The sequence below is a fragment of the Shinella sp. 838 genome (genome assembly GCF_029623935.1).
Classification (GTDB): Bacteria; Pseudomonadota; Alphaproteobacteria; order Rhizobiales; family Rhizobiaceae; genus Shinella.
Genome location: NZ_JARSBQ010000003.1, coordinates 153,185 through 172,345, shown reverse-complemented (window position 1 = coordinate 172,345; position 19,161 = coordinate 153,185). Strand labels below are relative to the sequence as shown.

Here is a 19,161-nt window from a genome sequence, read left to right as displayed (position 1 = left end):
CGGCGGCGCAATCAGACTTGTTTTTGACGCAAACCGCGTCACATATTTGGCATGGCCGAACGAAGCGGACGGGAATGAAGCCTGCCGCCGGCCGGAAGCGTACCATGAAGGGGGATGGCATGACGTTGCGTGTGAAGGTCAAGGAACGGCTCGGCAAGAAATTCGACGACGAGATCCGCTTCTTCAAGGGCTGGATGAGCAATACGCGGGCCGTCGGCTCGATCATCCCCACCTCCTCGATCACCGCGCGCCGCATGGCGAGCGTCGTCAATCCTGCTTCCGGCCTTCCCGTGCTGGAGCTCGGTCCGGGCACCGGCGTCATCACCAAGGCGATCCTCGAGACCGGCCTTGCGCCGGAAAAACTGACCTCGGTCGAATTCTCCACGGATTTCTACAACCACCTTGTCGCCCGTTTCGACGGCGTCAATTTCATCAACGGCGATGCCTTCGACCTCGACAAGACGCTTGGCGACCTCCGCGATGCCACCTTCGACAGCGTCGTCTCCGCCGTGCCGCTGCTCAATTTCCCGATGCACAAGCGCGTGTCGCTGATCGAGGACCTGCTCTCCCGCATTCCGGCCGGACGCCCCGTCGTGCAGATCTCCTACGGCCCGCTCTCCCCCGTCGTCGCCATGCCGGATCGCTACCAGATCACCCATCTCGATTTCGTCGTGCGCAACATTCCGCCGGCGCAGCTCTGGACCTACCGCCGCACCCATTGAGGGGCGGCAATGTTCGCGCTCTACATCACCCATCCGCAGGTCGCCATCGACCCGGCCGTGCCGGTGCCCGACTGGGGCTTGTCCGAGCGCGGCCGCGAGCGAGCGCTGCTCGCAGCCTCCGCCGGCTGGGCGCGACAGATCGGCCGCTTCGTGGCAAGCGGCGAGCGCAAGGCGATCGAGACGGCGGAGATTCTTGCCGGCGGCCGCCTTGCCATCGAGACCGACCACGCCATGGGCGAGAACGACCGTACCGCCACAGGCTACCTCGCGCCCGATGCCTTCGAAGCGGCGGCAGACGCGTTCTTCGCCCATCCAGAGACGAGTTTTCGCGGCTGGGAGCGCGCGGTGGATGCGCAGGCGCGCATCGTTGGCGCCATCGAGCGTGCGCTGGCTGGGCATGATCAGAACGTTCCCATCGCCTTTGTCGGCCATGGCGGCGTCGGCACGCTGCTGAAATGCCACCTCAAAGGCACGCCCATCCGCCGGGATGGCGACCAGCCGGCAGGCGGCGGCAATCTTTTCGCATTCCGGCTTGCGGACCGGGCCGTCGCATGCGAGTGGACGCCAATGGAATCTTGGAAAGGGTTTTGACCATGTCCGCGCGCGACCGCCTGATCGTTGGCCTCGATGTTCCGACCATCGCGGAGGCGGAAAAGGTGGTCCGGACACTCGGCAGCACCACCCTCTTCTACAAGATCGGCTACCAGCTCGTCTTCGCCGGCGGCCTGGAATTCGCCCGCGACCTCGCCAAGGACGGCAAGAAGGTCTTCCTCGACATGAAGCTGCTCGACATCGACAACACGGTGGCCAAGGGCGTCGAGAACATCGTGAAGATGGGCATGTCCATGCTGACGCTGCACGCCTATCCGAAGGCTATGGCCGCCGCCGTTTCCGCGGCGAAGGGTTCCGACCTCTGCCTCCTCGGCGTCACGGTGTTGACCTCGATGGACGCCAAGGATGTCATCGATGCCGGCTACGAATACGATCCGCATACGCTGGTGCTGCGCCGCGCCGAACAGGCCCGCATCGCCGGCATGGGCGGCATTGTCTGTTCTGCGGAAGAGTCCAAAGCCGTGCGCAAGATCGTCGGCCCGGACATGGCGATCGTCACGCCCGGCATCCGCCCGGCGGGGGCCGATCTGGGCGACCAGAAGCGCGTCATGACGCCTTCCGATGCGCTGAAGGCCGGCTCCAGCCATCTCGTCGTCGCCCGTCCGATCGTCAACGCGGTCGATCCGCTCGCCGCAGCCAAGGCGATCCTTGCCGAAATGGACGGCGCGCTCACAGCATAAACACCAAAGAGGGAGAGAGACATGCCCAAGGGCTACTGGATCGCACAGGTCGACGTGCGCGACACCGAGCGCTACAAGGACTACGTTGCCGCCGCCAAGCCGGCCTTCGAAAAGTACGGCGCGAATTTCATTGCCCGCGGCGGCGCCTTCGAACGGCTGGAAGGTCGCGTGCGTGCGCGCAACGTGATCATCGAGTTCCCCTCGCTGCAGGCGGCCGTCGACTGTTACAATTCGCCGGAATACCAGATCGCCGCGGCCATCCGCCAGGAAGTGGCGGATGCGGAAATGGTGGTTGTCGAAGGCTTTTGAGCCGACCGATCCAGACCGCGGAAAAACCCGGCGCTAGAGACGCTTCGCCGCGCTTCACCTTGCGAACGGTTTGGGCTATGTAGGCGCTACCTACCTACAATGTTCTTCAGGAGCAGCCTCATGACCTTGTCCAACCTTCCGCCGCTCGTCACCGTTTTCGGCGGCTCGGGCTTCGTCGGACGTCATGTGGTGCGCGCGCTGGCGCGTCGCGGCTACCGCATCCGCGTCGCCGTGCGCCGGCCGGATCTCGCCGGCTTCCTCCAGCCTATCGGCGGCGTCGGCCAGATCTCCTTCGTGCAGGCGAACCTGCGCTATCGCCAGTCGGTCGATCGCGCCGTCGAAGGCTCCGACCACGTCATCAACTGCGTCGGCATCCTCTTCGAGAGCGGCCGCAACAACTTTGACGCCGTGCAGGATTTTGGCGCCCGCGCCGTCGCCGAGGCGACCCGCGCCATCGGCGCCAAGCTGACGCACATTTCCGCGATCGGCGCCGACGAGGCTTCCGGCTCGTCCTATGCCCGCACCAAGGCCCGCGGCGAAGCGGCGGTTCTGCGCACCGTTCCCGACGCCGTCATCCTGCGCCCCTCCATCGTCTTTGGCCCGGAAGACGGCTTCTTCAACAAGTTCGCCACCATGGCGCGCTATGCACCCGTCCTGCCGCTGATCGGCGGCGGCCATACGAAGTTCCAGCCGGTCTATGTCGCCGACGTCGCGGAAGCCGTCGCCCGCTCGGTGGACGGCACGATCGAGCGCGGCCGCGTCTACGAACTCGGTGGCCCGGAAGTGCTGACCTTCCGCCAGTGTCTCGAGCTGATGCTGCGCATCGTCGACCGCAAGAACCCGCTCGTCTCGCTGCCCTTCGGCATCGCCTCGCTGATGGGCTCCGTCGCGTCGCTGGTGCCCTTCATCAAGCCGCCGCTGACGGCCGACCAGGTGACGCTGCTGCGGTCCGACAACATCGTCTCGGATGCGGCCCGCAATGAAGGCCGCACGCTGGAAGCGATCGGCATCGAGCCCATTCTTGCCGAAGCGATCCTGCCGAGCTACCTCGTGCGCTACCGCCCGCAGGGCCAGTTCACGCGGATCGACCGTACGGCCTGAGCCATTTTTCGTGAACGAAGCCGGCCGCCGCAGGGGCTTTCCCGCGGCGGCCGGTCGCGTTTTGTGAAAGCGCTTTGGGCTGGCTGTTGCACTTATGCAGCGGTTAAAAAAATCGCTGCGGCATTTACGCGCGATTCAGCATGTCGCGATATTGATTGTCTTCGGGCCAGCGAATAAACACCGCCCCCGTCGCGTCGTACTGATGACAGTTCTGCGGCGTATTTTCAGGACTTTGAGAGGCTTTCGGCGCAATGGGCAAGGCAATTGCAATCTTCTTCGGATTTTCGGCTCTGATCATCGTGGCCGGATCCTTTGCCGCGCCGTCGACGGTCTCCGCCGGCAAGCATGGCTGTTCGCCGGCCTACGGCGTCGATCCCTGCACGACCGCCTCGGTCAAGTAAGGCCGGCCGGCTCGAGAGCCGGCCAAGAACATTCATCCAAAGATCAGAAGGCCGATCAGGCCCAGTGTTCCCACGACGATGCGCCAGATGGCGAACAGCGTGAAGCCGCGGCGCGACACGAAGTCGAGCAGCGAGCGCACGACGAAGAGACCCGCCACGAAAGCTGCGGCAAAGCCGACACCGATGACGAGAAGATCATCGGACGAGAGCGCATCGCGGTTCTTGTAGAGGTCCAGCGTGAAGGCGCCGACCATGGTAGGCATGGCGAGGAAGAACGAGAATTCTGCCGCCGAACGCTTGTCCGTGCCCATCAGCAAGGCGCCGGCGATCGTCGCGCCCGAGCGCGAGGTGCCGGGGATCATGGCAAGGCACTGGCAGAGGCCGATCTTGAAGGCCAGCGATGGCGGATACTGCATGGCATCCGTATAACGCGGCTGCAGCGGCAGGCGGTCGATTACATAGAGGATGACGCCGCCGACGATCAGCACGATGCAGATCAGCATGGGCGTTTCGAACAGCACCGTCTTGATGAAGTCATGCGCCAGCGCGCCGATGACGGCCGCCGGCAGGAAGGCAATGAGCACGCTGATGACGAAACGGCGCGCCTCCGGGCTCGACGGCAGCGCGAAGGCGATCTTCAGCAGCTTCGCCGCATAAACCGAGAGGATGGCGAGGATCGCACCCAGCTGAATGAGCACGGCGAAGGTGTTGCCCGGCGACTTGAAGCCAAGAAAGTGCCCGGCAAGCAGGATATGACCGGTGGAGGATACCGGGATGAATTCGGTCAGGCCCTCGATCAATCCGAGAATGAGGGCGCTGACAATGGACTGGTCTGCCATGTAGGTTCCTTGGGGAAAAGGGGAAGAAAGCCACGAAATGAAGCGGACATACGGCAAAAAGCCCGATTCGCTTGTGTTTGTACCACCAAATTTCTATAGGTTCGTCAAATCAGCCATGGTCAAATCAGCCCGCATGCGCGCTCGACCCGGCCACAGCCCCTTCCGCAAGACCAGCAAAGCAGCCTGATGCCCACACTCTACCATCACCCGATGTCCGCCGCCTCCCGCTTCGTCCGCCTCATCCTGGCGGAATACGGGTTTCAGACGGAGCTTGCCGAGGAGCAGCCCTGGGAGAACCGGCGTGATTTCCTCGCCCTCAACCCGGCCGGTACGCTGCCCGTCTATGTCGACGACAGCATGCGGGCGCTCTGTGGCGCGAGCATCATCTCCGAATATCTCGACGAGACGCATGGCGTTCTGAAGCGCGACCGCCGGCTGCTCGCCGAAGACCCGTTCCAGCGCGCGGAAATCCGCCGCCTGACGGAGTGGTTCCTGCAGAAGATGGAGCAGGACGTGACGCGCCCGCTGGTGCGCGAGCGCATCTTCAAGCTGCAGATGACACCGGACCAGGGCGGCGGCCCGCCGGACAGCAAGATCCTGCGCAATTCGCGCGCCAATATCCGCCAGCACATGAAGTATCTCTCCTGGCTCGCGGGCTCGCGCACCTATCTTGCCGGCGACCGCCTCTCCTATGCCGACCTTGCCGCGGCGGCCTGTCTTTCCGTGCTCGACTATATGGGCGAGATCAACTGGACGGATGCACCGCAGGCCAAGGAATGGTACCAGCGGCTGAAATCCCGCCCCTCCTTCCGCCCGCTGCTCGCCGAGCGCGTGCGCGGCGTCACCCCGGTTTCGCACTACGCGGACCTCGATTTCTGAGGACGAGACGATGTCGGGCGACGACAGGATCCGGCGCCGCCTGACCGACTTCCTCAAGACGGAAGCGGCGGACAAGGGGTTCGACCTCTGCCGCATCACCGGCCCCGATTCCATTCCGGAGGCGCCGCCCCGGCTCGCTGATTTCCTTGCCGCCGGCTATCACGGCACCATGGATTGGATGGCGGAGACCGAGGCGCGACGGGCCGATCCGCGCGTCCTGTGGAGTGAAGTGCGCTCCGTCGTTCTCTTCGGCATGAACTACGGCCCGGCGCACGATCCGCGCGCCGTGCTCGCCATGCCGGATCGGGCGGCGATCTCCGTCTATGCACAGAACCGCGACTATCACGACCTCATCAAGGGCAAGCTGAAGGAAGTGGCGACACGCTTTGCCGCCCGCGGCGGGGTGGATGTGAAGGTTTTCGTCGATACGGCTCCCGTGATGGAAAAGCCGCTCGCGGCCGCCGCCGGGCTCGGTTGGCAGGGAAAACACACCAATCTCGTCAGCCGCACGCACGGCTCCTGGCTCTTCCTCGGCAGCCTCTTCACCACGGCCGAGCTTGTCCGCGACGAACCGGAGCGCGACCATTGTGGCTCCTGCCGCGCCTGTCTCGACGCCTGTCCGACCGACGCCTTCCCGGCACCGTACAAGCTCGATGCGCGGCGCTGCATCTCCTACCTCACCATCGAGCACAAGGGACCGATCGACCCGGACATCCGCGAAAGGATCGGCAACCGCATCTATGGCTGTGACGATTGTCTTGCCGCCTGCCCCTGGAACAAGTTCGCCGCTGCCGCTTCGCAGATGAAGCTCATCGCCCGCGAGGATTTGAAGGCCCCGGCGATTGCCGATCTTCTGACCTTCGACGATGCCGGCTTTCGTGCGCATTTCTCCGGCTCGCCGGTCAAGCGCATCGGCCGCGACCGCTTCATCCGCAACGTGCTGATTGCCGCCGGCAATTCCGGCGACCGCAGCCTGATTGCCGAATGCATCCGCCTTGCCGACGATGCGTCAGCCGTGGTGCGTGGCATGGCCGCATGGGCGCTTTCCCGGCTGATGACGGCTTCCGAATTCGGGAAATTTGCGGCAGGAAGGACGGACGACGCGGACGCGGATGTGCGCGCGGAATATGAAAGAGCGAAGGCAGACTGTCGATGACGCACCTCCTGATCCTCGGTGCCGGTTTTTCCGGCAAGGCCATCGGCCAGACCTTCAAGGCGGCCGGCTTTTCCGTTTCCGGCACGACGCGCTCGGCGGAGAAGGCGGACGACCTTCGCGCGCTCGGCATCGCACCGATCCTCTATGACGGTGGCCCGGTTCCCGAAGCCCTCGCCGCCGATATGGCACGCGCCACCCATGTCGTGCAGTCCATCGCGCCCGGCAAGGATGGCGATCCGCTGTTCCGCGCGGGCATGCCCTCCCTCTCTGCCCTGATGCCGAAGCTTGTCTGGGCCGGCTATCTTTCCACCGTCGGCGTCTACGGCGACCACAAGGGCGGCTGGGTGGACGAGGACACCGCGCTGAACCCGGTTTCCGCCCGCTCCATCGAGCGGGTGAGTGCGGAGAACCACTGGCTCGACTTCGGCAGGATCTCGGACCTGCCCGTCGCCGTATTGCGCCTTGCCGGCATCTACGGCCCGGGCCGAAACGCGCTGCGCAACATGGACGAGGGCACCGCACGGCGCCTCGTCAAGAAGGACCAGGTGTTCAACCGCATCCGCGTCGAGGATATCGGCCGCTCGGCTCTCTTCCTCGCGGAGAAATCCCTTGGCGGCGTCTGGAACATCACCGACAACGAGCCCGGCCCGCCACAGGACGTGGTGGCGGAAGCTGCCCGGCTGATGGGCCTGCCGGTGCCGCCGGATATTCCTTTCGAGGCGGCGGAACTTTCCCCCATGGCACGGTCTTTCTATGGGGAGAACAAGCGCGTCTCGAATGCCAGGCTGCGCGCTGCCGGCTTCGAATTCCGCTTCCCGGACTACCGCCAGTCGCTCGCCGAACTCCACGCGTCTGGCCGCTGGCGAGGCTGAGAGGTCGTGCCTTGCCGGCCGGCTTTTGCGATTTTGCACAACCTTGAATTTATCTGCCTCATTTTTGCCGCCGAATTCCTGCGCACAAATTGCTAATATTGAAAGTTTTTTCCGAAAATTTGCGCGATTACCGGATGACTATTCCAGTCCGCAAGTCGATCCAGTTTAGTGACTGATTCGCAAGACTCTTTCCTGTCACGTTAACGAAGATTAAAACTCCATCGCTGGCGATGGACTGTATATCCTGCCGGCCCCCGACAGCAATTGCGGCGGGTTGAGGCACGTTTTTGCCATTTTTGCTTCCTCATACGGCGATCAACACAGTGGAAATTCACAACTTTCCCGGAAGGTCATCCGATACATGATGCTCAAGCTCTCCAGCCTCGCGCTTGCTTCGCTCGTTGCCGCCTCTTCATCCTTCGTTACGTTCTCGGAGGCTCAGGCCGCCGGTTGCGGTCGCGCCTCCTGGTATGCGCTGCACTCGCGCACCGCCTCCGGTGAGCGCATGAACCCGAACCTCATGACGGCCGCCCATCGCAGCCTGCGCTTCGGCACCAAGGTGAAGGTCACCAACGCCAACAACGGCAAGAGTGTCGTGGTACGCATCAATGATCGCGGTCCGTTCATCCGCGGCCGGGTGCTCGACCTCTCCAAGGCTGCCGCCTCCAACATCGGCATGATCCGCTCCGGCCACGCCAAGATCTGTTACGAAGTCATCGGCTGACGACCGCTATTCTGCGGCTCCCGGCTTGCCCTTCGCGCATTCCGCCGCTACCACGACGCAAAACGGAGTATGCGGATGCGATTGGGTGGGCGGCTCTCGGGAGCCATCGAGGTTCTGACGGATATCGAGACGCGGCGGCGCCCCGTCGCCGATGCGCTCAAGGACTGGGGCCTTTCCCACCGGTTCGCCGGTTCCGGCGACCGCGCCGCGATCGGCAATATCGTCTATGACGCGCTGCGCATGAAACTGTCGCACGCCTATCTCATGGACGATGACAGCCCCGCCGCACTCGGCTATGCTGTACTGCTGCGCCAGTGGGGCCTCGCCCCCGAGGCGCTTGCCGCCGAGTTCGACGGCGACCGCTTTGCGCCCGAAGCCTTTTCAGACGAGAAGCTCGCCGCTTTGCGCACCCGCAATCTCGACGACGCCGCGCCGCATGTGCAGGGCGACATTCCCGAATGGATCCAGCCCGCCTTCGAGGCCAATTTCGGCGAAGCATGGCTGGCGGAAGCGAAAGCGCTTGCCGGACGGCCGACGCTGGACCTGCGCGCCAACACGCTGAAGGCCGGCCGCGACAAGGTGCTGAAGGCACTGGAACGCAACGCCGCCGTCGCCTCTACTATCGCCCGCGAGGGCATCCGCATTCCCGCGGGCGAAGGCCCCTCGCGCCTGCCGAACGTCACCGCGGACCTCGCCTTCCAGAAGGGCTGGTTCGAGGTGCAGGACGAAGGTTCGCAGATCGTCGCCGATCTCGTCGTCCCGCAGGAGGGCGAGCAGGTACTGGACTTTTGCGCCGGCGGCGGCGGAAAGACGCTCGCCATGGCGGCCGCCATGCATAACAAGGGCCAGGTCCACGCCTACGACACCGACCGCAAGCGCCTCGCCCCGATCATCGAACGGCTGAAGCGCGCCGGCACCCGAAACGTGCAGGTCCACGAGAGCATTTCCAGCCTCTCGCCGCTGAACGGCCGCTTCGACCGCGTGCTGGTCGATGCCCCCTGCACGGGCACCGGCACCTGGCGGCGCCGGCCGGACACCAAATGGCGCCTTACCGAAAAGAACCTCGAGGAGCGCCTCACCCAGCAGCAGGAAGCGCTCGCCAATGCCAGCGCCTTCGTGCGTCCGGGTGGCTTCCTGCTCTATGTGACCTGTTCGATCCTGCCGCAAGAGAACGAGGAGCAGGTTCACGGCTTCTGCGCAGCCAATCCGGATTTCGAGATCCTGTCCGCGACCGACACCTGGAAGGCGCTGTTCGGTGCTGAGAAGCCCCAGCCGTGGTCACGCGACGGCAAGACCGTCACCCTGACGCCGGCCTCGACCGATACGGACGGTTTCTTCTTCTGCGCGATGGGCCGTAGGGCCTGAGGCGATTGCGCTCTGTCAAATGTGCCGGAACAGCTTGAAACCGTTCTAAACTATACACTTTGACACCAGTTTTTATTTGGTCCATGACAGCAATGCCTGAATAATCCCGGGCCCGGCGGTACGCCGGACCATCCGGGCGGCGGCGGCCAAGGGAGGCAAGCCGTGACGTCCGGTGTCGGGGGACACATCGAACAGGACACCAGGAGACGTCATGACCACTTTCTTCCTCCGCACGGCCGCCTTTGCGCTCGCTGCCGCGACTTCGGGGCTTGCCATTGGCTCCGCCCATGCGGCGGCCGACCCGGCGGCGATCGTCAAGCACTATGCTGAAATCGCGCATGCCAAATTCTCCGACTCGCTCGACGCCGCAAAGGCACTCGACGCGGCGGTCGACGCCCTCATCGCCAAGCCGAGCGACGAAACGCTGAAGGCCGCGCGCGAGGCGTGGCTGAAATCCCGCGTGCCCTACCAGCAGACGGAAGCCTACCGCTTCGGAAACCCGCTGGTCGACGACTGGGAAGGCAAGGTCAACGCCTGGCCGCTCGACGAAGGTCTGATCGACTATGTCGATGCCAGCTACGGCACGGAAAGCGACGAGAACGCACTCTTCGTCGGCAATGTCATCGCCAACCCGAAGCTGGAGATCGGCGGCAAGACGATCGACGCCGCCACCATCACGCCGGCGGTCCTGCAGGAACTGCACGAGGCGGGCGAAGTGGAAGCCAACGTCGCGACCGGTTACCACGCCATCGAATTCCTGCTGTGGGGCCAGGACCTCAACGGGACCGGCAAGGGGGCCGGCAACCGCCCGGCGACGGACTATGACAAGGCCGCCTGCACCAACGGCAACTGCGACCGCCGCGCCGCTTACCTGAAGGCCGCCTCCTCGCTGCTGGTCACCGACCTCGAAGAAATGGTGAAGGCCTGGGCCGCCGACGGCGACGCCACCAAGAACGTGACGTCAGATCCGAAGGCCGGCATCACCGCCATGCTGACCGGCATGGGCTCGCTTTCCTATGGCGAACTGGCCGGCGAACGCATGAAGCTCGGCCTCCTGCTGCACGATCCGGAAGAAGAGCACGATTGCTTCTCCGACAACACGCACAACTCGCACTACTACGACGTCGTCGGCATCCAGACGGTCTATACGGGCGAATATACCCGCCCGGACGGGTCGAAGCTGACCGGCCCGTCGCTCTCCGAACTCGTCGCCGAGAAGGACGCCGCGCTCGACACCGAGATGAAGGCCAAGCTCGACGCCAGCCATACCGCCTTCAAGGCGCTGGTGGACCGTGCGGAAGGTGGCGAAGCCTATGACCAGATGATCGGCGAAGGCAACGCGGAGGGCAACAAGGTCGTCCAGACCGCCGTCGACAGCCTGATCGACCAGACCAAGACGATCGAGCGCGTCATCGGGTCGCTGGACCTCGGCAAGATCGAGCTTGAAGGCTCAGACAGCCTGGATAATCCTAACGCTGTCTTCCAATGATAGAAGGCGGGCCGCCTCCCCACGAGACGGCGGCCCGATCCCAGCAATGACAGAACGCCCCGCCCGTCGCCTGCTCGCGGTCTCTGCCGCGATTTCCGTCGCGGCGGGCGTTTTCGTTCTGGGAAATGCGCATTCCACCGACCGTGGGCGCGACGATCTCTCCGAAAAGGATCGCAAGCGCGTCGCCGCGGTGACGGCGCTCGCGACGGATTTTTCCAAGGCCGAGCAATATGAGGCGATGTCCGGCGGGGCGGCGACCTCGCTCGCATCGGTCAACATCAACAGCTTCTCCCACTTTTCCGAGAACATCACCTTCGAGGAAGAAGAGACGTTCAAACTCGGCAACGCGCTCTTCCAGAAACTCTGGGTCTCCTCACCCTCCTCCACCCAGGCCTCCGACGGGCTCGGGCCGCTCTACAATGCGCGCTCCTGCCAGACCTGCCACATCAAGGACGGCCGTGGCCATCCGCCGGAAGGCGCCGCCGAGGCGACATCGATGTTCCTGCGGCTCGCCCGTGCGGCCAGGACGCCGGAGGACGAGACGGCGCTGAAAGATTTGCGCGAGATGAGCCTGCCGGACCCGATCTATGGCCGGCAACTCCAGGATCTCGCCATACCCGGCCTCAAGGCCGAGGGCCGCATGGTGATCGACTATACCGAGGAGCCGGTAACGCTTGCCGGAGGTGAGGTCGTCACGCTGCGCCGCCCAAGATATTCCGTCGCCGGTCTCGCATATGGCGATCTCGACGCGACGACGACGCTTTCTCCGCGCGTCACCCAGCCGATGCTCGGCCTTGGCCTTATCCAGGCAATCCACGAAGCAGACATCCTCGCCCTTGCCGACCCCGACGACGCGGATGGCGACGGCATCAGCGGCAAGGCCGCCGTCGCCATCGATCCGGCAACGGGCAAGAAGGCGCTCGGCCGCTTCGGCTGGAAGGCGCAATCGGCCACCGTGCGCCAGCAGAGCGCCGACGCCTTCGCCTTCGACATCGGCCTTTCGACGCCGGAAGTGCCACTGCACCAGGGCGACTGTACGCCTGCCCAGACCGCCTGCCTGGAACGTCCGAATGGCGTGCAGACGCGGCTTGGCGATGCCGAGGCACCGCCACCGGTGATGGACCTCGTCACCTTCTACGTGGAGAACCTTGCCGTGCCGGCCCGGCGCAAGGCAAGTTTCGCCGAAACGCTGAACGGCAAGCGCGTCTTCTACGAGACGGGCTGCACACGCTGCCACCAGCCGAAATTCGTCACCCGGCGCGATGCCGGCAACAAGGCCCATGCCTTCCAGCTCATCTGGCCCTATTCCGATTTCCTGCTGCACGACATGGGCGAAGGCCTTGCGGACGGACAGGCGGTCGGCGTGGCGACCGGGCGGGAATGGCGCACGCCACCGCTGTGGGGTATCGGCCTTACAAAAACCGTCAACGGTCATACGTTCTTCCTGCATGACGGGCGCGCCCGCAACCTCACCGAGGCCATTCTGTGGCACGGCGGGGAGGCTCAGGCGGCCCGAGACCGCTTCGCCGCGCTGGAAAAACAGGACCGCGACGCCCTTCTGACCTTCCTGGAGAGCCTCTGATGCCAAGCCGGCCCCGTCCCTTCTTTCGCTTTCCCGCCGTTCTCACGGCCTTCGCGATGCTTTCCGCCACCCTGCCGGCGCTGGCACAGGAGGGCGAGGCGCCCGTGCCGCCCGCGCTGACGGACGAGAGCGTGGTCGGCGTCATGACGCGCGCGGTCGACGAGGTCATCCGTCCTGGCTACCGTCGTTTCCAGGCATCCGCCGGCATGCTCGCCGAAACAACCGCCGCCTTCTGCAAGGCGCCCTCCGAAGGCAGCCGGACAGCCGTCGACGATGCCTTCCGGCAGGCGGTCGCCGACTGGGGCCGCATCGAAATCGTCCGTATCGGCCCCGTCATCGACGACAACCGCTTCGAGCGCATCCTCTTCTATCCCGACCGCAAGAGCACCGGCCTGAAACAGGTGCAGGCCCTGCTGCAAAAAGCCGACGAAGCCGATACGAACGCAGCGGCCATGGCCGGCAAGAGCGTTGCGATCCAGGGTTTTGGCGCGCTCGAATTCGCGCTCTACGGCACCGGCGCGGAAACCCTGATGCAAGCACCGAACGGTTTCCGCTGCCGCTATGCCGCCGCCGTCGCCCGCCACATCGAGACGACGGCCGGCCAGCTCGTTGCCGCGTGGGACGCCCCCGGCGGTGTGCAGCAGGACTGGAAACATCCCGGCCCGCAGAACCCGGTGTTCCGCACCGGCAAGGAGGCGGTCACCGCCCTCCTCGGCATTCTCGTGCACGGGGCGGAGGCGGTGCGCGACCAGCGCATCGAGACCTTCTACCGCAATGGCGGCACGGCGCGGCCGAAATCGGCGGTCTTCTGGCGCTCGGGCAACACCTGGACCTCGATCAACGCCAATATCGAAGGCCTGCAGGCGCTGTTCGACACATCCGGCATGGCCGACCTCATCGATCCCAATTTCATGTCCATCGCCGGCAATATCGATTTCGTGCTGAAATCACTGCACCGCGTTGCACCGACCATCGATCCCGACATCGAAAAGGCCGTCTCGACGCCGGAGGAACAAGAGAAGATCGCTTTCCTCCTCGTCAACACGCGTGACCTCATCCTGCGCCTCAACACCGAATATGGCGGGGCAATCGGGCTCGGCGCCGGCTTCTCCTTCGCGGACGGCGACTGATGCGGGCCGCGGGCGCCGCAAGCACGCTTGTCGACCGTCGCGCCTTCCTGCGCATGGCGGGTGCCGCCTGGGTTGCGGCGCTTGGACCTCGACCGTCCTTCGCACTGTCGCAGACCGACGCCGTTTTCGCCTCCGGCTATATGGAACGCGATGGAAGCTTCGGCATCGCAGTCCTGGCTGAAGACGGCACGCTCATCGACAGGACGCCGCTGCCGGCCCGCAGCCACGGCATGGCCTTTTCACCCACAACCGGCCATCTCGTCGCCTTTGCGCGGCGCCCCGGAACCTTCGCCCTGATCGCCGACCGCAACGGCCGGGCTGCACCCGTGACCATCGCCGCTGCCGAGGACCGGCACTTCTTCGGCCACGGCTGCTTTTCCCCGGACGGCAGGATCCTTTATGCCAGCGAGAACGACTTCGACGCCAATCGCGGCGTGATCGGCCTCTATGATGCCGGCGACGGCTACCGCCGCATCGGAGAATATTCGACCTACGGTATCGGCACGCACGATCTCTCCGTCAGCGATGACGGCCGCCTGCTGATCGCCGCGAACGGCGGTATCGAAACCCATCCGGATTTCGGCCGCACCAAGCTGAACCTCGACCACATGGAGCCCTCGCTCGCCCTGATCGACGCCACGTCGGGCGCGCTTGTCGAGCGTCATGCGCTGCCGGAAAAGCTGCGCCAGCTTTCCACCCGCCATATCGACCTCGACGTCACGGGACGTATCTGGTTCGCCTGCCAGTATGAGGGGCCGCGCGACGACCTGCCGCCGCTCGTCGGCCATTTCGGCCGAGGGGAAGACCTGACCTTCCTCTCGCTGCCGGAGGAAACCACGATCGGCCTTGCCAATTATGTCGGCGCCATCGCCGTCAACCGGCGCGAAGGCCTTGTCGGCCTCACCTCGCCGAATGGCGGACGTTTTGTCGTTCTGGAGACCAAAAGCGGCCAGGTGCTGCGGGAGGAAACGGTCGCCGACGCCGCGGGCATCGCCGCAGCGCCGCAGGGCTTTGCTGTCTCCTCCTATGACGGCCGCTTCGCAGGCAGCCGGGAGGCTGTCGCCTGGGACCAGCATATTGCCAGCCTGATGCCGCGCCGCTAACCGTGCCCCAGGGCGGTCATGGGCGCCGCAATCTTCCCTGGGAACGGAAAGGCGCTTGCAGTGCAGCATGCCCCGTGCAAACGTTCGGCCATCTTCGCCAATCCCGCCGGCACGCCGGCAGACCTGTGTGCACCATGACCGATTTTCCACCGGCCGATTTCGCCGATCGCATCACCCGAAGCTTCGCCCGGCAGCCGGCAATGCGGCTCATCGGCGCCGAGCTCACCCGTATCGAGCATGGCACGGTGGAAATCGAGCTGCCCTTCGACGAGAAGCTGACGCAGCAGCACGGCTTTCTCCATGCCGGCGTCATCTCCGCCGCGCTCGACACCGCCTGCGGCTATGCCGCCTATTCGGTGATCGACGCGGATGCCGCGATCCTCACCATCGAGTTCAAGGTCAACCTCATGTCGCCGGGGCGCGGCGAGCGCTTCCTCTTCCGCGGCGAGGTCACCAAGCCGGGCTCCAACATCATCGTCGCCGACGGGCGCGGCTATGCCATCTCGGACGGCCCGGCAAAGCTCATCGCCTCGATGACGGGCACGATGATGGTGGTGCGCGGGCGCGAGGACATTGCCGGATGAGCGTTTCCCTCAAGACCGTCGGCCCGCACCGCATCCTCTATGTGATGGCCGTCGATGCTGAATACGGCCCCCACCTGAAAACCCGCTTCACGCCCTTCATGACGGGTGTCGGACCGGTGGAAGCCGCTGTACAGCTGACGCTCGCGCTCTGCCACCTGGAAGCGGAGGGCGATCTTCCTGATCTCGTCGTCTCGCTGGGCTCGGCCGGATCGGCGGTGCTGGAGCAGACCGGGGTCTACCAGGCGACCTCCGTCTCCTATCGTGACATGGATGCCTCGCCGCTGGGCTTCACCCGCGGCGCGACGCCCTTCCTCGACCTGCCGGTGGAAGTGCAGCTTCCCGTACGCATTCCGGGCATATCCGAGGCACGGCTTTCGACCGGCGCCAACATCGTCTCCGGCACCGCCTATGCCGATATCGACGCGGACATGGTGGAGATGGAGACCTTTGCGGAACTGCGCGCCTGCCAGGCCTTCGGCGTCAAGCTGGTCGGCCTGCGCGGCATATCCGACGGCAAGGCCGAACTCAGCCATATCGGCGACTGGACGGAGTATCTCCACGTCATCGACGAGAAGCTCGCCGAGGCCGTCGACCGGCTGGAAGCGGCCATCGCCGACGGGACCGTCGTGCTGAAGGGCTGAAAATCCGGCATTTCCCCGTTGCGCGGCGACAGGATTTTCATTAAAGGCTCGCCATGACCCAGACAGCTCATCCCGACAGCGTTCTCATCATCGATTTCGGCAGCCAGGTGACCCAGCTCATCGGGCGGCGCGTGCGCGAAGCAGGCGTCTATTGCGAGATCATTCCCTTCCAGTCGGCGGAAGAAGCCTTCCACCGCATGCAGCCGAAGGCGATCATCTTCTCCGGTGGCCCGGCATCGGTCCTCGACCAGGGCAGCCCGCGCGCACCGCAGGTCGTCTTCGATTCGGGCCTGCCGATCCTCGGCATCTGCTATGGCCAGCAGACGCTCGCCACGCAGCTCGGCGGCACCGTCGAGGGCGGGCACGCCCGCGAATTCGGCCGCGCCGATGTCGAGATCCTGAAGTCGAGCCCGCTTTTCGAGGGTTTCTGGGAAGTTGGCCAAAAATATCCGGTCTGGATGAGCCACGGCGACCGCGTCACCGTCGCGCCCGAGGGTTTCGAGATCATCGGCGTTTCCGAAAACGCCCCCTTCGCCATCTGCGTCGACGAGGCGAAGCGCTACTACACGACGATGTTCCATCCGGAAGTGGTGCACACGCCCGACGGCGCGAAGCTGCTCTCCAACTTCGTGCACAAGATCGCCGGCATCAAGGGCGACTGGTCGATGTCCGCCTATCGCGCACGAGCCGTCGAGGCAATCCGCGAGCAGGTCGGCGACAAGCGCGTCATCTGCGCGCTTTCGGGCGGCGTCGACAGTTCCGTCGCGGCGCTCCTCATCCATGAGGCCGTCGGCGCGCAGCTCACCTGCATCCTTGTCGACCACGGCCTGATGCGCAAGAACGAGGCGGCCGACGTTGTCGCCATGTTCCGCGAGCATTACAATCTGCACCTCATCCATGTCGACGCCGTCGATCGCTTCGTCGGCGAACTGGAAGGCGTTTCCGACCCGGAGACCAAGCGCAAGATCATCGGCCGCCTGTTCATCGAAGTGTTCGAGGACGAAGCCAAGAAGCTCGGCGGCGCGGAATTCCTCGCCCAGGGCACGCTTTACCCCGACGTCATCGAAAGCGTCTCCTTCACCGGCGGTCCTTCGGTCACCATCAAGTCGCACCACAATGTCGGCGGCCTGCCCGACCGTATGAACATGAAGCTCGTCGAGCCGCTGCGCGAACTCTTCAAGGACGAGGTGCGCGTGCTCGGCCGCGAACTGGGCCTGCCCGATAGCTTCATCGGCCGCCACCCCTTCCCGGGGCCGGGCCTTGCCATCCGTTGCCCGGGCGGCATCACCCGCGACAAGCTGGAGATCCTGCGCGAAGCCGACGCCATCTATCTCGACGAGATCCGCAAGGCAGGCCTCTACGACAAGATCTGGCAGGCCTTCGCCGTTCTGCTTCCGGTCCAGACCGTCGGTGTGATGGGCGACGGGCGCACCTACGAGTTCGTCTGCGCGCTGCGCGCCGTCACGTCGGTCGACGGCATGACCGCCGATTTCTACCACTACGACATGAACTTCCTCGGCCGCGCCGCCACCCGTATCATCAACGAGGTGCGTGGCATCAACCGTGTCGTCTACGACGTGACGTCGAAGCCGCCGGGCACGATCGAGTGGGAATAGGAGACCGCATGCGGGGATCCAAGACAGCAGTGAAGTAGGCCGCAACGACACCCTGGTTGTTGCGGCGTTCTGCTGACGCATCTTTTTCGACAGCGCAGACGCCGCCGAATGTTTTCATTTAGCGGATGAACAGTCATACGTATTCAAGATCCATGCCCGTGGACCAAAAGCCTTCCGGCGGCACTCCTGCTGCTGGCCCCCTTCAACATTCTTGCCTCGCTCGGCATGGACATCTACCTGCCGGTGGTGCCCGCCATGCCCGCGATCCTGCACACGACGCCGGAAATGGTGCAGCTGACGTTGACGGTCTACATGATCGTGCTCGGCGTCGGGCAGGTGCTCTTCGGCCCGCTTTCCGACCGGATCGGCCGGCGGCCGGTGCTGATTGCAGGGGCGGCAATCTTCGCTGCGGCCTCCTTCGGCCTTGCGGCAACCACCTCCGCGCCTCTCTTCCTGTCGCTCAGGCTGCTGCAGGCGGTGGGCGCTTCGGCGGCGCTGGTGGCACTCTTCGCCACGATTCGCGACGTCTATGCCGAGCGGCCGGAAAACGCCGTCATCTACGGCCTGATGAACGCCATGCTAGCCTTCGTTCCCGCCCTCGGGCCGATTGCCGGCGCCCTCATCGCGGGTGCCTTCGGCTGGCGGGCACTCTTCGTCGCGCTCGGCATTCCCGCCGTGATCATGCTGCTCTGGGCGTTGCCGCAATGGCATGAAACCCGGCCAGCCGCGGCGATGGCACAGGCACGCGCCTTCCGCCCCGTGCTGGCAAGCGGCGCCTTCTGGACTTACACGCTCGCCTTCAGCGCCGCCATGGGAACGTTCTTCGTCTTCTTTTCGACGGCGCCGCGTATCCTGATGGATGAAGCCGGATTTTCCGAGTTCGGCTTCAGCCTGGCCTTTGCCAGCGCGGCGCTGGTGATGATCGCGACGGCCCGGTTTGCGGAGGGTATTGTCGGCCGCTGGGGTATCCCCGGCTGCATGGTGCGCGGCATGACCTTGCTGCTGGCCGGTGCCGGCCTGCTGGCGCTCGGGCAGATGCTGGCGGCACCGTCCTTCTGGACCGTCCTGCCGCCCGTGTGGGTGATGGCCGTCGGTATCGTGCTGACGGCCTCGGTCGCCGCCAATGGTGCGCTCCGAGCCTTTGGCAAGACGGCGGGCACGGCGGTTGCCCTGCATTTCTGCGTCCAGAGCCTGATCACCGGCCTCGCAGGCACCGCCTTCGTCATCCTGCTCGATGGCACGACGGCCTGGCCCCTGGTCGGCTATGCCACCTCAATGGCCACGATCACGCTTGGCGTCCATGCCCGCTTGAAAAACCGGGCGGCCTGACGCCTGAAATGAGCACGGGCGAGCGTT

General features: G+C 64.9%; 20 protein-coding genes. 18 read left to right on the top strand and 2 right to left on the bottom strand.

Features of this window, described 5'->3' with window-relative positions; genetic code table 11:
- Positions 1-119: 119 nt before the first annotated feature.
- The 5 genes from pmtA (at position 120) to P9A16_RS12355 (ending at position 3,424) form a co-directional block, all read left to right on the top strand.
- A complete protein-coding gene (pmtA, locus tag P9A16_RS12375) occupies positions 120-722 on the top strand; it encodes a phospholipid N-methyltransferase PmtA (RefSeq protein WP_037405986.1) in 603 nt (200 codons plus the stop codon).
- A gap of 9 nt (positions 723-731) precedes the next feature.
- Positions 732-1,313: a histidine phosphatase family protein gene (locus P9A16_RS12370; protein ID WP_023512754.1), complete on the top strand. Its 582-nt coding sequence runs from the start codon at positions 732-734 to the stop codon at positions 1,311-1,313.
- Positions 1,314-1,315: 2 nt separating this feature from the next.
- A complete protein-coding gene (gene pyrF / locus P9A16_RS12365) occupies positions 1,316-2,014 on the top strand; it encodes an orotidine-5'-phosphate decarboxylase (RefSeq protein WP_023512753.1) in 699 nt (232 codons plus the stop codon).
- 21 nt (positions 2,015-2,035) lie between these two features.
- Complete coding sequence (locus P9A16_RS12360; RefSeq protein WP_023512752.1) at positions 2,036-2,323, top strand: DUF1330 domain-containing protein; 288 nt, start codon at positions 2,036-2,038, stop codon at positions 2,321-2,323.
- Between the two features lie 120 nt (positions 2,324-2,443).
- Positions 2,444-3,424, top strand: coding sequence for a complex I NDUFA9 subunit family protein (locus P9A16_RS12355; RefSeq protein ID WP_023512751.1), 981 nt, complete (start codon positions 2,444-2,446; stop codon positions 3,422-3,424).
- Positions 3,425-3,548: 124 nt separating this feature from the next.
- Here the strand turns inward: P9A16_RS12355 and P9A16_RS12350 are convergent, their stop codons facing one another.
- Together P9A16_RS12350 and P9A16_RS12345 are read right to left on the bottom strand one after the other, a co-directional pair.
- Positions 3,549-3,767 (bottom strand): hypothetical protein, encoded by a 219-nt coding sequence (locus P9A16_RS12350; RefSeq protein ID WP_157255817.1) that lies wholly within the window; start codon positions 3,765-3,767, stop codon positions 3,549-3,551.
- Between the two features lie 90 nt (positions 3,768-3,857).
- Positions 3,858-4,664 (bottom strand): undecaprenyl-diphosphate phosphatase, encoded by an 807-nt coding sequence (locus tag P9A16_RS12345; protein WP_023515689.1) that lies wholly within the window; start codon positions 4,662-4,664, stop codon positions 3,858-3,860.
- Positions 4,665-4,850: 186 nt separating this feature from the next.
- Here P9A16_RS12345 and P9A16_RS12340 point away from each other — a divergent pair, with 186 nt between their 5' ends.
- The 13 genes from P9A16_RS12340 (at position 4,851) to cml (ending at position 19,134) form a co-directional block, all read left to right on the top strand.
- Positions 4,851-5,543 (top strand): glutathione S-transferase family protein, encoded by a 693-nt coding sequence (locus tag P9A16_RS12340; RefSeq protein WP_023516760.1) that lies wholly within the window; start codon positions 4,851-4,853, stop codon positions 5,541-5,543.
- A gap of 10 nt (positions 5,544-5,553) precedes the next feature.
- A complete protein-coding gene (gene queG, locus P9A16_RS12335) occupies positions 5,554-6,699 on the top strand; it encodes a tRNA epoxyqueuosine(34) reductase QueG (protein WP_023516759.1) in 1,146 nt (381 codons plus the stop codon).
- Complete coding sequence (locus P9A16_RS12330) at positions 6,696-7,571, top strand: SDR family NAD(P)-dependent oxidoreductase (protein WP_023516758.1); 876 nt, start codon at positions 6,696-6,698, stop codon at positions 7,569-7,571. Before queG ends, P9A16_RS12330 begins: the two co-directional genes overlap by 4 nt.
- Positions 7,572-7,935: 364 nt before the next feature.
- Positions 7,936-8,295 (top strand): septal ring lytic transglycosylase RlpA family protein, encoded by a 360-nt coding sequence (locus tag P9A16_RS12325; protein ID WP_037405988.1) that lies wholly within the window; start codon positions 7,936-7,938, stop codon positions 8,293-8,295.
- Positions 8,296-8,370: 75 nt separating this feature from the next.
- The gene (locus P9A16_RS12320; RefSeq protein WP_024270236.1) at positions 8,371-9,660 is read left to right on the top strand and encodes an RsmB/NOP family class I SAM-dependent RNA methyltransferase; all 1,290 of its coding nucleotides are present in this window, start codon (positions 8,371-8,373) and stop codon (positions 9,658-9,660) included.
- Between the two features lie 211 nt (positions 9,661-9,871).
- The gene (locus P9A16_RS12315) at positions 9,872-11,149 is read left to right on the top strand and encodes an imelysin family protein (protein WP_023512213.1); all 1,278 of its coding nucleotides are present in this window, start codon (positions 9,872-9,874) and stop codon (positions 11,147-11,149) included.
- A gap of 46 nt (positions 11,150-11,195) precedes the next feature.
- A complete protein-coding gene (locus P9A16_RS12310; RefSeq protein ID WP_023512214.1) occupies positions 11,196-12,731 on the top strand; it encodes a di-heme oxidoreductase family protein in 1,536 nt (511 codons plus the stop codon).
- Positions 12,731-13,861: an imelysin family protein gene (locus P9A16_RS12305; protein WP_023512215.1), complete on the top strand. Its 1,131-nt coding sequence runs from the start codon at positions 12,731-12,733 to the stop codon at positions 13,859-13,861. The genes P9A16_RS12310 and P9A16_RS12305 overlap by 1 nt, the downstream gene beginning before the upstream one ends.
- Entirely contained in the window at positions 13,861-14,964 is a 1,104-nt protein-coding gene (locus tag P9A16_RS12300) for a DUF1513 domain-containing protein (protein ID WP_023512216.1), read from the top strand. The genes P9A16_RS12305 and P9A16_RS12300 overlap by 1 nt, the downstream gene beginning before the upstream one ends.
- A gap of 134 nt (positions 14,965-15,098) precedes the next feature.
- On the top strand, positions 15,099-15,548 hold the full coding sequence (locus P9A16_RS12295) for a PaaI family thioesterase (protein WP_023512217.1): 450 nt from the start codon (positions 15,099-15,101) through the stop codon (positions 15,546-15,548).
- Complete coding sequence (locus tag P9A16_RS12290; RefSeq protein ID WP_023512218.1) at positions 15,545-16,189, top strand: 5'-methylthioadenosine/S-adenosylhomocysteine nucleosidase; 645 nt, start codon at positions 15,545-15,547, stop codon at positions 16,187-16,189. Before P9A16_RS12295 ends, P9A16_RS12290 begins: the two co-directional genes overlap by 4 nt.
- A 53-nt stretch (positions 16,190-16,242) precedes the next feature.
- Positions 16,243-17,805: a glutamine-hydrolyzing GMP synthase gene (guaA, locus tag P9A16_RS12285; protein WP_023512219.1), complete on the top strand. Its 1,563-nt coding sequence runs from the start codon at positions 16,243-16,245 to the stop codon at positions 17,803-17,805.
- Between the two features lie 141 nt (positions 17,806-17,946).
- Positions 17,947-19,134: a CmlA/FloR family chloramphenicol efflux MFS transporter gene (cml, locus tag P9A16_RS12280; RefSeq protein ID WP_278025734.1), complete on the top strand. Its 1,188-nt coding sequence runs from the start codon at positions 17,947-17,949 to the stop codon at positions 19,132-19,134.
- The last annotated feature ends 27 nt before the right edge of the window (positions 19,135-19,161 follow it).

Bases quoted from the DNA above. Each gene is read 5' to 3' on its own strand.
- P9A16_RS12345 (WP_023515689.1), bottom strand. From the start codon at position 4,664: ATGGCAGACCAGTCCATTGTCAGCGCCCTCATTCTCGGATTGATCGAG.
- P9A16_RS12295 (WP_023512217.1), top strand. From the start codon at position 15,099: ATGACCGATTTTCCACCGGCCGATTTCGCCGATCGCATCACCCGAAGC.
- P9A16_RS12290 (WP_023512218.1), top strand. From the start codon at position 15,545: ATGAGCGTTTCCCTCAAGACCGTCGGCCCGCACCGCATCCTCTATGTG.
- guaA (WP_023512219.1), top strand. From the start codon at position 16,243: ATGACCCAGACAGCTCATCCCGACAGCGTTCTCATCATCGATTTCGGC.
- P9A16_RS12340 (WP_023516760.1), top strand. From the start codon at position 4,851: ATGCCCACACTCTACCATCACCCGATGTCCGCCGCCTCCCGCTTCGTC.
- P9A16_RS12360 (WP_023512752.1), top strand. From the start codon at position 2,036: ATGCCCAAGGGCTACTGGATCGCACAGGTCGACGTGCGCGACACCGAG.
- pmtA (WP_037405986.1), top strand. From the start codon at position 120: ATGACGTTGCGTGTGAAGGTCAAGGAACGGCTCGGCAAGAAATTCGAC.
- P9A16_RS12315 (WP_023512213.1), top strand. From the start codon at position 9,872: ATGACCACTTTCTTCCTCCGCACGGCCGCCTTTGCGCTCGCTGCCGCG.
- P9A16_RS12370 (WP_023512754.1), top strand. From the start codon at position 732: ATGTTCGCGCTCTACATCACCCATCCGCAGGTCGCCATCGACCCGGCC.
- P9A16_RS12310 (WP_023512214.1), top strand. From the start codon at position 11,196: ATGACAGAACGCCCCGCCCGTCGCCTGCTCGCGGTCTCTGCCGCGATT.
- P9A16_RS12355 (WP_023512751.1), top strand. From the start codon at position 2,444: ATGACCTTGTCCAACCTTCCGCCGCTCGTCACCGTTTTCGGCGGCTCG.
- P9A16_RS12325 (WP_037405988.1), top strand. From the start codon at position 7,936: ATGCTCAAGCTCTCCAGCCTCGCGCTTGCTTCGCTCGTTGCCGCCTCT.
- queG (WP_023516759.1), top strand. From the start codon at position 5,554: ATGTCGGGCGACGACAGGATCCGGCGCCGCCTGACCGACTTCCTCAAG.
- P9A16_RS12330 (WP_023516758.1), top strand. From the start codon at position 6,696: ATGACGCACCTCCTGATCCTCGGTGCCGGTTTTTCCGGCAAGGCCATC.
- P9A16_RS12320 (WP_024270236.1), top strand. From the start codon at position 8,371: ATGCGATTGGGTGGGCGGCTCTCGGGAGCCATCGAGGTTCTGACGGAT.
- P9A16_RS12305 (WP_023512215.1), top strand. From the start codon at position 12,731: ATGCCAAGCCGGCCCCGTCCCTTCTTTCGCTTTCCCGCCGTTCTCACG.
- P9A16_RS12300 (WP_023512216.1), top strand. From the start codon at position 13,861: ATGCGGGCCGCGGGCGCCGCAAGCACGCTTGTCGACCGTCGCGCCTTC.
- pyrF (WP_023512753.1), top strand. From the start codon at position 1,316: ATGTCCGCGCGCGACCGCCTGATCGTTGGCCTCGATGTTCCGACCATC.